The organism is Rhodococcus sp. MPR-R1B (assembly GCF_058793255.1).
In genome coordinates this window covers 74542-87382 of record NZ_JBXAFO010000017.1, presented here as the reverse complement: position 1 = coordinate 87382, position 12841 = coordinate 74542, and the positions used below count along the sequence as shown (strand labels likewise).

Annotated in this window: 8 protein-coding genes; 4 read left to right on the top strand and 4 right to left on the bottom strand. The window is 62.9% G+C overall.

From position 1 onward, the window contains the following. The first annotated feature begins 36 nt into the window (after nucleotides 1-36). Entirely contained in the window at nucleotides 37-636 is a 600-nt protein-coding gene (locus AC1Q61_RS22230) for a TetR/AcrR family transcriptional regulator (RefSeq protein ID WP_007734129.1), read from the top strand. 10 nt (nucleotides 637-646) lie between these two features. Here AC1Q61_RS22230 and AC1Q61_RS22225 read toward each other — a convergent pair whose 3' ends face one another. The 4 genes from AC1Q61_RS22225 to AC1Q61_RS22210 all read right to left on the bottom strand — a co-directional run bounded on the left by AC1Q61_RS22225 (nucleotide 647) and on the right by AC1Q61_RS22210 (nucleotide 4262). Continuing rightward, nucleotides 647-1729, bottom strand: coding sequence for an ABC transporter substrate-binding protein (locus AC1Q61_RS22225; protein WP_020968444.1), 1083 nt, complete (start codon nucleotides 1727-1729; stop codon nucleotides 647-649). Between the two features lie 78 nt (nucleotides 1730-1807). After that, nucleotides 1808-2605: an ABC transporter permease gene (locus tag AC1Q61_RS22220; RefSeq protein WP_042950824.1), complete on the bottom strand. Its 798-nt coding sequence runs from the start codon at nucleotides 2603-2605 to the stop codon at nucleotides 1808-1810. Continuing rightward, the gene (locus AC1Q61_RS22215; protein ID WP_084326845.1) at nucleotides 2602-3432 is read right to left on the bottom strand and encodes an ABC transporter permease; all 831 of its coding nucleotides are present in this window, start codon (nucleotides 3430-3432) and stop codon (nucleotides 2602-2604) included. The genes AC1Q61_RS22220 and AC1Q61_RS22215 overlap by 4 nt, the downstream gene beginning before the upstream one ends. After that, nucleotides 3429-4262 (bottom strand): ABC transporter ATP-binding protein, encoded by an 834-nt coding sequence (locus AC1Q61_RS22210; RefSeq protein WP_020906250.1) that lies wholly within the window; start codon nucleotides 4260-4262, stop codon nucleotides 3429-3431. Before AC1Q61_RS22210 ends, AC1Q61_RS22215 begins: the two co-directional genes overlap by 4 nt. Before the next feature lie 97 nt (nucleotides 4263-4359). Between AC1Q61_RS22210 and recC the strand changes: the two genes are divergently transcribed. From recC to recD, 3 genes are read left to right on the top strand one after another with little or no spacing between them, the layout of a single operon-like run. Beyond that, the gene (gene recC, locus AC1Q61_RS22205) at nucleotides 4360-7641 is read left to right on the top strand and encodes an exodeoxyribonuclease V subunit gamma (protein WP_021332393.1); all 3282 of its coding nucleotides are present in this window, start codon (nucleotides 4360-4362) and stop codon (nucleotides 7639-7641) included. 3 nt (nucleotides 7642-7644) lie between these two features. Beyond that, nucleotides 7645-10962, top strand: a complete 3318-nt coding sequence (locus AC1Q61_RS22200) for a UvrD-helicase domain-containing protein (protein WP_492651054.1) — start codon at nucleotides 7645-7647, stop codon at nucleotides 10960-10962. Next, on the top strand, nucleotides 10959-12827 hold the full coding sequence (recD, locus tag AC1Q61_RS22195) for an exodeoxyribonuclease V subunit alpha (RefSeq protein WP_492651053.1): 1869 nt from the start codon (nucleotides 10959-10961) through the stop codon (nucleotides 12825-12827). The genes AC1Q61_RS22200 and recD overlap by 4 nt, the downstream gene beginning before the upstream one ends. The last annotated feature ends 14 nt before the right edge of the window (nucleotides 12828-12841 follow it).

Here is a 12841-nt window from a genome sequence, read left to right as displayed (position 1 = left end):
ATGCAAACATATGTTGTGAGTCAGCGAGGAGTGCACATGGCTGATGCCCAGGACGAGCAGTCGCGCGTCGCGTCTCCCAAGCAAGTCGGTCGCCCACGTCGAAGCGAGCAGGCGCTGCTCGACGCGGCGGCAGCAGTGTTCGTGGAGTCCGGAGTCGACGCTCCGGTGCGGGAGATTGCGGCGAAGGCCGGCGTCGGCATGGGGACGATCTACCGCCACTTCCCGACGCGTCCCGAGTTGGTGGTAGCCGTATACCGACACCAAGTCGAGGCGTGTGCGGACGCGGGCCCACAGATGCTCGCGGAGAGTGCAACGCCCGAGGCGGCTTTGCGGGCATGGGTGGCTTTGTTCGTGGAGTTCCTGGTAACCAAGCATGGGCTCGCCGGTGCACTGCAAGGAGACAGCGCCGGGTCCGACGCTCTGCATATCTACTTCGTCGACCGCCTCGTTCCGGTATGTGACTCCCTCCTCGCGGCAGCGCTCGAGTCCGTTGGCACTGCTTCGCGGGTCGATGCGTACAACGTGCTCAAAGGCATCGGGAACCTTTGTATCGGTGCTGGGTCCGATGACCGGTACAAGGCCGAGGTCCTTGTACAGCTATTCATCTCGGGCGTACTCGCGCGGGAGGTTCGCTGACGCTCGGCAGTCAGATCAGCTCCGGATTCTCGGCGTACACCTCTTCGAGGATCGACATGTCGAACAGTTGGTCCGCCGTAATCTCCAGCCCCGCTTTCGACAGTGCCGCGATGTTCTGTTCGATCAGTTGGGGTGTCATCGTGAACAACCCGTTGGCTTTGGTATCTGCCGACACCACAAGATCGTTCTGTGCGGTGGCTTCCTTGATCTGCTCTTCGAGTTCCAGGTTCTGGTCCTTGCCGTAGACCTCGACGGCAAGCCGCGCCGACTCTGCCGGATCAGCGACCGCGTCCTTCCAACCCTGGATCTCGGCCTTCAGGAATGCCTTGAGCTTGTCCCTCTCGTTGTCGATGGTGGACTGGAGAACCGTGAACGATTCGGCGACCAACGGCAGGTTGTAGTCCGCGAAGAGGAAGTGGGCGTTGGGGAAACCTTTGGCGGCCAGTGTGATCGGCTCGTTGGTCACGTAGGAGACCCAGCCGTCCACCTCGCCGTTTGCCAGGGGGCTCGGATCGAACTGCGCGGGCACGATCGTCATCTGGCTTTCGGTCAGGCCGTTGGCTGCCAGGAGAGCTCCGAAGACGAGCTGATTGGAATCCTGGACGCCGATCTTCTTGCCGATCATGTCCTGCGGTGAGTTGATCGGTGCCGCAGCGGAACTGACAATCGCAAACGGATTCTTCTGGAACGTCGCCCCGACGATCTTTGCCTCCAGTCCGTCGAGTACGGCGGGTGCTGTGAGCTGCGGTGCGGACATTCCGATCCACACCTTGCCGGTGTCCAAGCCGGCTTCGACGCCGGTACCGGCTGCGCCACCTGCCACCAGGTCTACATTCCCGAACCCGGCATCCTTGTAGTACCCCTTGTCGAGAGCGAAGTACTCACCGGCGAACTCGATGTTCTTGATCCAGGACAACTGCACTGCAACTGTTCCGAATTCGGAACCGTCGTCCGTGGTTCCGCCACTCGAACTGCTGGAATCACTGCTACACGCGAGCAATGACGCACTACCGGCGACTGCGATGCCGGTCAGCGCGGAGTAGCGGAAGAAGGCCCTGCGGTCCAGCTGGCGGACGGGCTTGAATGGCGTCATGAATCGGAACACTAGGGCCAGTCGGTTTCGTTCAGTTTGCTTGGGAGAGAGAGTTTGTTGAGGTCGTGTTAACAGATGTCACGACTTGCCCGCCGAAGGACCGAAACGAGACAGAGCGATGCTTTCGAAGATCCCGACCACGGCGTAGAGGACGATCGACACCACGGTGATCACCACGATAGATGCCCACAATTCGTTGTACTGGTAGCGCGGAATGGCTTTGATCATGCTCGAACCCAAGCCTTGACCGCTACCGAGCCATTCGCCGATCAGTGCTCCGATCAAAGCGCCGGGCACTGACACCCTAGCGGCGGCGAACACCGCCGGAAGTGCGGACGGTACGGACACCATTCGCAATGCGGTCCAACGACTCCCGCCGTACGCAGCGATGAGGTCTTGTGCCTGAGCTGGAGCGGCGCGCAGACCGACCATGATCATGACCAGGGCAGGAAAGAACACCACTATCGCAACCATGACCGTCACACCCACGATTCCGCGGCCGAATATCAGGACGATGATCGGGGTCATCGCAACGAGAGGAACAGATCGTAGAAGCATTGCAACGGGCATGAAAGTCTGTTCGACAGTGCGGGAAACGACGAAGATCGATGCCACCACGAGCGCGGCAGTCATTCCGACGGCAAAGCCGACACCGGCGTCGCGCAGAGTGATGAACAGGTTGTCGATGATGCCCGAACGAGCGTCGGCGGACTTAGGACCGGAGAACAGGTACTCCCAGACGTCGGCCGGCGTCTTTCCCACACGCGGGCCGACCTGGGGGAAGGTGTTGAGGAAGACCACCCAGATGACAAGCAGCAGTGCCGAGGCGATGGCAATCGGAGCGAGGAATCTCAATGTTCCTCGTACCGCGGTCATTTCTGTGCTCCCGGAGCGCTCGTCCACGGGGTGACGAGCCGGGCGATCGCTGCGACGACGGCGTATCCCAGGCCGGCGAGCAAGGCGGCGGCGATGGCCATTCCCCACGTTCGCGGGACGTTGTACGACGTCTGAGCGGCCGTGAGTGCGACGCCGATCCCGCTGTCCACCCCGCCGAGATACTCTCCGAGGATGGCACCGAGTACAGCCGAGGGTGCAGCAATCTTGAGGGCGGCAAAAGTACTCGGAAGTGCGCTCACCAGTTGAACTTTGGTGAACTTCTGCCAACGCCCACCACCGTAGGCGGCAACGAGATCGAGACTCGTCTTGTCGGCCGATCTCAGGCCGGCGAGTGTGCCGACCATCGTGGTGAAGAAGCAGTACATCGCGGCGAGAAAGATCGTGGGGGTCCGGCCGCCGAAGACGACCAGGATGATTGGGCCAAGCGCCAACAGCGGTGTGCAGTAGCTCAGGATCGCCAATTGTGTGGCCAATCCCTCGATGGGCGGAATGAGGACGACAAGCACGGCAAGCGTGATCGCCAGCAGATTTCCCCAGAGAAAGCCCTGCAGCGCACCGGAAGCCGTGACGGTGAAATTGGGTCCGTACAGCGACCAACCGTCGTCGAACATCGTCGAGACAACCACCCACGGCGTCGGAATCGTGCCTCCCGCAACACCGGCCGCCGCCAGAATCCACCAGAGAACGATCAGTCCGCAGATGCCGACTGCACCGCCGAACCACGGTGGACGCTTCAATCGGATCCGGCGCGGTACAGATTGCTGCGCCGCCGCGGTCGCGACGTTCTCGATATCGGTAATTGTCATGCGACGCCTGCCTTTCCGAAGAGCAGTCCGGAGAGGTAGTCGTGGATCTCGTGGAACTCGGGTGTACGCATCATCTCGGGTGTACGCGGGCGCGGGAGGTCGATCGGCACGACTTCGAGGACGCGTCCGGGCCTCGGCGTCATGACGGCGACGACGTCGGAGAGGAACACGGCTTCGGCGATTCCGTGAGTCACCATCAACGTGGTCGCCGGTTTCTCGGTCCAGATCCTGAGCAATTCGATATTAAGTCGTTGTCGGGTCATGTCGTCCAGCGCGCCGAAGGGTTCGTCGAGTAGGAGGACACTCGGCTTGACCACGAGCGATCGTGCGATCGACACACGCTGACGCATACCGCCGGACAATTGAGCGGGCTTGGCCTTCTCGAATCCTTCGAGGCCGACGAGAGCGATCAGGTCGGCGATCTGGTCGGGGTCGGGATCGATGCCGGCAACCTGAAGCGGCAGTTTGATGTTGGAGGTCACCGTCCGCCACGGCAGCAAAGCCGAATCCTGGAAGGCGATTCCGAGTTCGCGGCGCTTGCGTAACTCGGCGGGCGACTGTCCGTTGACAAGTGCTGTTCCCGACGTCGGAGTGTCGAGGCCCGCAAGGATGCGGAGAACGGTGGACTTCCCGCATCCGGACGGCCCGAGCAGAGACAGAAAGGAGCCTTCGCTGGTTTGAAGGGACACGTCGGTCAACGCGGTCACCGACCGACGACCCATCTCGAAGGTCTTGCCGAGGCCGGAGATGTCGAGACCGGTTCCAGCGGGGCGAGGTGTGGTGACGGGACTGGTCATTCCCGCACAGTACGAACGTCCGGTTGCGGTCATGTTGCCTGCGCGTCACCGCTGCGTGAGGCTGGTTCGGCGTCTCCTGTCACAGCGCCGTGGTGAGATGGACGTCTGGACGGAGTGAGGGGAGCGAAGATTGCTGAAGTTGTACCGGGCCGAGCGTTCGGACACCTTGGTCTCGGCGTTGGCCACGCTCCTCCGTACACCGCTGTCGGATCCATTCGCCCAGGAAACTGTTGCGGTGCCGGCCAAGGGCGTCGAGCGTTGGCTCAATCAGCGGCTGTCCTCCCAGCTAGGTACGTCCGGACCGTCAGCAGTGGACGGAATTTCTGCGAACATCGCGTTTCCTTCACCCGCGCGCCTGGTCGCGGAATCCGTGGCTGCGGTCAGTGGAATCACGGCTGACGACGACCCATGGTCGCCGACGCGATTGGTGTGGACGGTTCTCGACGTGATCGACGAGTCCCTCGGCGAGCCCTGGTGCGGAGTCCTGGCGAAGCATCTCGAAGGCCATCGTGAAGGTCGACGGTTTGCCTCCGCCACACATGTCACCGAACTCTTCCGCAGTTATGCCGCGCAACGCCCACAGATGCTGATCGACTGGGCCGCCGGGCGGTTGACCGACGGACACGGATTGGCGCTGTCGGAGGATTTCGAATGGCAGGCACGTCTGTGGTGCATCGTCGCGGACAAGATCGACGTTCCGGGGCCCGCAGAGCGACTGGGGCAAGTGAGCCGCGCGCTGGTCGAGGACCCGGCCTTGGTCGACCTACCGGAACGTCTGTCGGTCTTCGGGCCGACCCGGCTGCCGGTCGATCAGCGAATGATCTTGAGCGCACTCAGTGCGAATCGGGACGTGCACATCTGGCTCCCGCATCCCAGCCCCGCGCTGTGGACCAAGATGAGCTCGCGCATACCGCCTCGAAGTGAGAGCACGATCCGACGTTCGGAAGACGGGTCAGCGCTGATATCCGCCAATCCGTTGCTGTCGAGTCTTGCTCGCGACGTTCGTGAACTTCAGATCAGCCTCGGTGCCGCCGAGTTCGAGTCGGTGCATCTTCCCGAACCAGCCGGCCCGAAATCCCTCCTGGCGACGGTCAAGGCCGATGTCATCGCAGATCGTGCTCCCAGCGTTGCAGCGGAACCGGACGGGACAGTTCAGGTCCACGCTTGCCACGGGCCGGCACGGCAGGTCGAGGTGCTCCGCGAATGTCTGCTCCGATTGTTCGAGGACGACCCGACATTGCAGCCACGCGACGTACTCGTGATGTGCCCGGACGTCGAAACGTACGCACCCTTGGTTCGTGCTGCATTCGGGCAAGGTGTCCATGGACACCCGGGGCATCTTCTTCGAGTAAAGCTGGCAGACCGCGGATTACGTCAGACCAATCCTGTCCTGGCCGTTCTCGGCTCTCTCCTCGAATTGGCCGACGGCCGGGCCACAGCCAGTGAGGTTCTCGACCTTGTTGCGACCGAGCCTGTCCGCACACGTTTTTCGTGGGGCGACGACGAATTGGAAAGACTGCGGGAATGGACGACGGAAGCGGGTGCTCGCTGGGGAATCGGTAGTCGGCAGCGTGCCACGTTCGGTCTCGATGCATTTCCGCAGAACACCTTCAACACCGCCATGGACCGAATCTTGTTGGGGGTCAGCGCGGACGAATCGGAAAATGCCTGGTTGGATCTCGCGCTGCCACTCGATGACGTGGACGGCACAGACATCGATCTGAGTGGACGTTTCGCAGAGTTCGTCGATCGCCTGGCAGTCTCGCTTCGCGATCTTGCCGGCCCACATTCGCCGGCCGAATGGCTTCGTGTGCTGATGCGGGCCCTGGATCTACTGACCGACACTGCGCCCGCCGATTCCTGGCAGAGCGCGGGGGCCCACCGCGAACTTGTAGCTGCTGTCGAATTCGGCGGAGAGACGGTGTTACGTCTGGCCGATGTTCGCGCGATGCTCTCGCGCAGCCTCGCTGGCAGACCTACGCGGGCCAACTTCCGAACCGGCGAACTGACGGTGTGCACGATGGTTCCGATGCGTTCGGTGCCGCATCGCGTGGTCGTTCTGATCGGGCTCGACGACGAGGTGTTCCCTCGAACCGGTGGAGTCGACGGCGACGACATCTTGTCCCGTGATCCAGTTGTGGGGGAGCGTGATCTGCGCAGTGAAGACCGGCAACTGCTTCTCGATGCCGTGATGTCTGCGGGTGAGCATCTGATTCTGTTGTATACCGGTGCCGATCCGGTCACCGGTGTCGTCAGACCGCCGGCGATCCCCCTCAGTGGCCTCCTCGACGTACTCAGTGCGACGGTGGGCCCGGAAGCGATCAACGGGGTGCTGACTCGACACCCGTTGCAGTCGTTCGACAATCGAAACTTCTCGCCGGATCAGCCGTTCAGCTTCGACACGGCAGCGCTGGCCGGTGCCAGGGCTGCTGCCGGAACACCGATCGAATTGCCGACAGTCTTGTCGGCCAAGCTACTCGAGGTGCATCCGAAGGAAGTGAACCTTGCCGACCTGGTGAACTTCCTCGTACACCCCGCCCGTGGTTTTCTGCGCCAACGCCTCGGCGTCCGGGTACCGGAACTCGACGACGACATCGCGGATTCGCTGGCAACCGAGCTCGATCCACTGTCCACCTGGGCTCTGGGTGACCGAATGCTTCTCTCGCGCTTGGCTGGACGCAGCTCGGCGGATTTCCGTGCAGCCGAGTGGCGCCGCGGTACTTTGCCGCCCTACAACCTGGGCGCCTCGGTTCTGGGCAACGTCGAGTGGGTGGTAGACCAACTTGCCGGTCTTGCATTGCCACACCTCGAGGGCGACTCCGAGGCTGTCGACGTCGACATCGACCTCGGTGACGGGCGTCGTCTCACCGGAACGGTAACCGGTGTGCACGGCAATTCAGTGGTGCGAGCGTCGTATTCCTCACTGGCGCCTAAACATCGAATGACGGCCTGGATAAACCTGCTCGCCTTGAAAGCGCACGGACGACCCGGTGCGCTCGATGCAGTCTCCATCGGACGGGGTCGGGGAAAGATAGCAGCGGCACGGTCGGTGCTCGATGCGCCAGGCAATGCGGTCGAGATCCTGCAGCAACTGGTGGACCTACGCGAGCGGGGGTTGCAGCGTCCGTTGCCGATGTGGGCCGCTACTTCAGCCGAATATGCGCGCCGACGCTTTGGTGGCGAGTCGGTCGACGATGCGACAAACGGTGCGGACACCCAGTGGACCGGGCAGTACGGCGAGATGATCGATCCGAGCAACGCTTACGTTTTCGGAGAAGCTCGAACACTGGCGGAGTTGGCTGCGGATCCGCCGTCGGACGACGAATTCGTCTGGGCCGAGGAACCGACTCGATTCGGAGTTCTCGCCCGACGACTGTGGGATCCGTTGCTGACCAACGAAAGAGCGGAGTAACCCGTGGACTTCGACCTTTTGGGGCCGCTACCGACCGGCACCACGGTGTTGGAAGCGAGCGCCGGAACTGGCAAGACCTACGCGATCGTCGGACTCGCGACCCGTTGTGTTGCCGAAGGTCTCGCTGACATTTCGCAAGTTCTGCTGGTGACATTCAGCCGGGCCGCCACTCAGGAACTTCGTGAGCGTGCCAGGGAGAGGTTCGCCGGAGTGTCCGCCGCTCTGGTCGACCCGGAGGCGGCGAGGCGGTCGGATGATGATCTGGTGTCGTACCTCGCCACAGCTGACGACGAGGAGATCGGCGTGCGGCGTCGTCGACTCCTGCGCGCTCTCGCGGAGTTCGACGCCGGCACCATCACGACCACCCACAGTTTCTGTCAGAGGATGCTCGACGGACTCGGCATCGCCGGGGAACGCGAACCCGACACAACTTTTGTGGAGTCGGTCGACGACCTGATCAGTGAGGTCGTCTCGGATTTGTACCTCAGCCGCTACAGCCGGACGGACTCGTCTCCACCGTTTTCCACGAAGGACGCGCTGGCCATTGCCCGAAGCGCAGTCGGCGATGGCCAGGCAATTCTCGAACCCGACGGCGAGGAGGAGACCGCTCCCGGTCAGCGAGTCCTGTTCGCGGCGGCTGCTCGTCTCGAGGTTGAACGACGTAAGCGGACCAAAGGAATTCGCGACTTCAACGATCTCCTGACGCTGCTGCACGGCGTGTTGACGGATCCGGAATACGGCCCCGTCGCGTGCCGTCGGGTGCGCGAGAAGTTCAAGGTCGTGCTGATCGACGAGTTCCAGGACACCGATCCGTTGCAGTGGGACATTCTGCGGTTGGCCTTCCACGGTCACACCACCCTGGTCCTGGTCGGTGATCCCAAACAAGCCATCTATGCGTTCCGCGGGGCAGAAGTCCTGAGTTATCTCGATGCGGTCAATCAGGCGGATGCGCACCAGGAGTTGACCACCAATTGGCGCAGCGATCCAGGGTTGTTGGCGGCACTCGAACACCTCTACGGCGGCGCCGCACTCGGTAACGAGGGTATCGTCGCGCATCCAGTGGAGGCTTCGCACAAGAAGTCCCGGTTGTCCGGCCCGGTGCCGATGCGTGTACGCCATCTGCCGCGTACCGGAGCCGGACCGCTCAATCGTTCGGGATTTCCGGCCGTAGGCAGACTTCGCAGTCGCGTCGCGGGCGACGTCGCAGCAGACGTGGTCGGACTGCTGGGCAGCGATGCCCGCTTGGCAGTCGACGGTGATCCGCGCCCGGTCGAGCCGGGAGACGTCGCGGTATTGGTGCGCACCCACAAGCAGGTGGCGATGATTCGCGATGCCCTCGATGCCGTAGGTGTACCGTCCGTGTTGACCGGCGGTTCCAGTGTTTTCGCGACACCCAGCGCAACACAGTGGCTATGGCTGCTGCAGGCGATCGAGCAGCCGCACCGGTCTGATCGCGTCCGGTTGACCGCCCTCTCTCCGATTTTCGGGCGCACCGCCGAAGAATTGGACCTCGACGGCGACAACGTCGTCGCGGAACTCGCGGGTCAACTGCGCTCATACTCCGGGTTGTTCGCACGCGTCGGGTTCGCAGCCGTGTTCGAAAGGATCTCCGCCGAAACGAATCTGGAGAAGCGTGTACTCGCGGCCCCGTCCGGCGAACGAGATTTCACCGATCTGCGGCACGTCGCACAACTTCTCGGCCGCGTCGCCACCGAGGAAGCGTTCGGGTTGAGCGCATTGGTTCGCTGGCTCTCCGATCGGATCAAGGACCCGACGTCCGGGAGTGCCACCGACAGAAGCCGTCGCCTCGACAGCGATGCTGCCGCTGTACAAATCGCAACCGTGCACGCCACCAAAGGGCTCGAATTCCCGATCGTCTACGTCCCGTTCAGTTGGGAGAGCGTGGGCGGCTTCAACTCTCCGACGCAGTTGTTGCACGATCCGGATGGGCGCCGCATCCTCGACGTCGGTGGGCAGGAAGGCCCGGGGCACAACGCCAGAAAGACTGTTGCGGAGGCTGAAGAAGCGGGCGAAGAACTGCGGCTGCTGTACGTGGCGCTGACCCGGGCGCAGTGCCAACTCGTGCTCTGGTGGGCGCCCAGCTACGGGACCTCCCGCTCGCCGCTGCACCGGTTGATGCTCGGACGTACACCCGGCATCGCCGAACCTGCTCGGGTAGTGAAGGTGCTCGACGACGGTACAACCGCAGCACGACTCGCGACGTGGCCGGCAGCAGCTTCCGATGTGATCTCGGTGGAACCTGTTGGTCCACATCCACCCTCGCCCGTCCAGTGGTCCGGTGCAGCCGCGAACGTGACCGAACTGGCCGCGGCGCGTTTCGATCGAGACCTGGACACTCTCTGGCGTCGTACGTCGTACTCGGCACTGACCGCCGGAGCGCACCACGCGGTCACGAGCACCGACAGTGAGGTAGAGGATCCCGAAAAGGACGACGAGCCGGAGGATTCCGTAGACGTCGGGACCGTCACCCCCTCGCCGCTGGAGGCGTTGCCTTCACCGATGAACGGTCTTCCGGCGGGCGCCGCATTCGGCACGCTGGTGCATGAAGTGCTCGAGGTGGTGGACACGGCTGCTTCAGACCTGAGAGCGGAACTCCGTATACGCTGCGCCGAGGCGGTCTCGGTTCGGGCGGCCGAGGTCGACTCCGAAGCACTCGCGGATGCGTTGTTGCTGGTGATGCAGACTCCACTGGGATTCGGAACCTTGGCCACGATCGCGCCGAAAGATCGTCTTCCCGAACTCGATTTCGAACTCCCACTGGCCGGTGGCGACGATCCGGTGTCGATGAGTGTCACACTTCGCGGAGTGTCGGAACTGTTGAGGCGCCACCTTCCCCCGGACGACATTCTGGCGTCGTACGCCGACCATCTTGACCGTGTCGAGACGTCACCGATGCGCGGGTTCCTGACGGGCAGTATCGACGCCGTCTTGCGGATCCCGGGCCCGTCGTTCGTGATCGTCGACTACAAGACAAATCGGCTGGGCCGCGGCGATCTGACGGCTGCCAACTACACGCGCGAACTCATGGCGACGGAGATGATGCGCTCGCACTATCCCTTGCAGGCACTGCTGTATTCGGTTGCGCTGCATCGATATCTGCGGTGGCGACTGCCCGACTACGATCCGCATCACCAGCTCGGAGGCGCGCAGTATCAATTCGTGCGGGGGATGCTCGGCCCGGACAGTCCGCCGGAATGTGGTGTATTCGAATGGAAACCGCCTGCTCAGCTGACGGTTGAACTATCGGATCTGCTGGCCGGTCTTGATGCGTCCCACACAGTAGGGGAGAAGATTCGATGACCGAGGCGCAATTGGCGCAGCGCGCCAAAGGGATCGTGCGAATCTTCAATGAAGCCGGGGTTCTGGTTGCCGCCGACGTTCATGTCGCGACGAGAGTGTGCAGCCTGGGCGGTGAAACTTCCGAAGAAGTGATGCTGGCCGCGGCGTTGGCAGTTCGGGCCGTGCGATCAGGTTCGGTGTGCCTCGATCTACGACGGATGCGCGATGTGAGCGTCGACAATGCGACGGAAGACGAACTTACGTCGTTGCCGTGGCCCGAACCGTCGGAGATCGTTGCCGCCCTTCGGCTGAGCCCTCTGGTGATCGGCGGCAACGCCGGACCGCTCAGGCCCCTCCGGTTGGTCGACACGGACGACGGTGAGCTTCTCTACCTCGATCGGTACTTTCTGCAGGAGCAGACGATTCGGCGAGTGCTCGACGAGCGTGCGTCCACGTGGCCGCCCGCCGACCTGGAAGCGGTCCGAACGCGCCTGGATTCGCTGTTCGTAGACGAGAACGGGCCGACCACCAGCCCTGATCGTCAACGGATAGCCGCTGCTCTCGCCGCGACACAGTGGACGACGGTCATCGCCGGTGGGCCCGGAACCGGCAAAACCCATACGGTCGCACGTATTCTCGCTCTCCTGTCGGAGGAACTGGGTTCGAATGCTCGCATCGGGCTGGCCGCACCGACGGGCAAAGCCGCAGCACGTCTGCAAGAGTCCGTACGTGAGCAGACCGCGAGCCTTGGCCTTCCCGAAGAACTAGCGGCCATGACCCTGCACCGGCTACTCGGTTGGCAGCGGGGGAGTTCGAGCCGTTTCAAATACAATGCGACCAACAGACTTCCATACGACGTGGTCGTCGTCGACGAGACGTCGATGGTCTCCCTCACCTTGATGGCGCGCCTGCTCGAAGCGGTTCGCCCCGATGCCCGTCTGCTGCTCGTCGGCGATCCCGATCAGTTGACCTCAGTCGACGCCGGCGCTGTTCTTGCTGACCTTGTCGCCCGCCCGGTAGAAGTCAGTGGAAATCCGGCGCTGGCACAGTTGGTGGGTGACGATCTCACGGCCACTGGTTCCGAAGAGGCGCTGAGTGCGGATGAGCAGGATCGTCTGCGGGGCGGGATCATTCAACTCTCACGTGGGCGCCGCTTCGACGGAACCATCGCGTCGTTGGCCAGGGCAGTTCGAGCGGGAGATTCCGCTGAGGTTCTGCGCATCCTGCGTAGTGGCGATCCCGCAGTCTCCTTCCATTCTCCCGAGGACGTTGACGCATTGCGCGCCGATATCGTTGCGAGTTCAGAGTTGGTGACGAGGTCGGCTGAGGGGGGTGATGCGATCGGCGCCCTGAAAGGCCTGGAATCGCACCGCCTTCTGTGCGCGCACCGTGACGGACCGTACGGTGTCGGGCGGTGGGCGCAGCAGGCGATGGAGTGGGTCGGCACGGCATCAGGGCAATTCCTGGACCCGACGAGGTGGTATCCGGGCCAACCCCTGTTGGTGACGGCCAACGACTACGAGGCCAAGATCTACAACGGGGATGCCGGGGTGATCGTGCAGCGTGAGGATGGCGTTCCTATTGCCGCATTCCAGCGGGGGAGTGATGCGTTTCTGATTCACCCGAGCCAACTCTCGTCGGTGCAGACCGTTTACGCGATGACGATTCACCGGAGCCAGGGCAGCCAGTACGACACGGTATCGGTGATGCTGCCGGCCGAGGCGTCGTCACTGCTGACCCGGGAGTTGTTGTACACGGCGATCACTCGCGCCAGAAACCATGTGAGGGTAATCGGCACCGAGGATTCCGTGAGGGCGGGAGTTCAGCGACAGGTGCTCAGGGCAAGTGGGCTGCGTCGGGAGATCCGTCCGTATGACGGGCCGTAAAAGTCGGATGTTGC